At 76.4% G+C, this 436-nt stretch carries 1 protein-coding gene; it reads left to right on the forward strand.

The features are described from left to right. The coding region (locus tag D471_RS0119165; RefSeq protein ID WP_017600104.1) for a protein phosphatase 2C domain-containing protein at nt 1–436 on the forward strand (436 nt) is incomplete at both ends.

The raw sequence follows: 436 nt of genomic DNA on the forward strand, positions 1-436 counted from the left end.
GTGTCAACGCGGACGCCATGGGAGTGGTCGCTGCGGGCGGGTGGACGGTCGGGGTCGTGTGCGACGGTGTCTCGATGTCGCCCCGATCGGACCGGGCCGCCCTGGTCGCGTCGGTGGACGCGGCGCCCGCCTGCACCTACGTCGCGGCCGCCGTCGGCGCGGGAGGTGTGTGGGTCTCCTGGGTCGGGGACAGTCGCGCCTACTGGTTGCCCGACGAGGGGCCGGGGTTCGCGCTGACCGAGGACGACACGGGCGCCCACGACGCGCTCTCCGCCTGGTTGGGCGCCGACGCGGGGGATCTGGAGGGGCGGGCCCGAAGCTACCGGCCGTCGGGTCCGGGGCGCCTGCTGCTGTGCACCGACGGACTGTGGCGGTACCTGTCCTCGGCGGAGGAACTGCGCGCCGCCGTCCCGCGCCGCCGGCCGGGTTCGGCGGG

It is taken from the genome of Nocardiopsis lucentensis DSM 44048 (assembly GCF_000341125.1).
GTDB lineage: Bacteria > Actinomycetota > Actinomycetes > Streptosporangiales > Streptosporangiaceae > Nocardiopsis > Nocardiopsis lucentensis.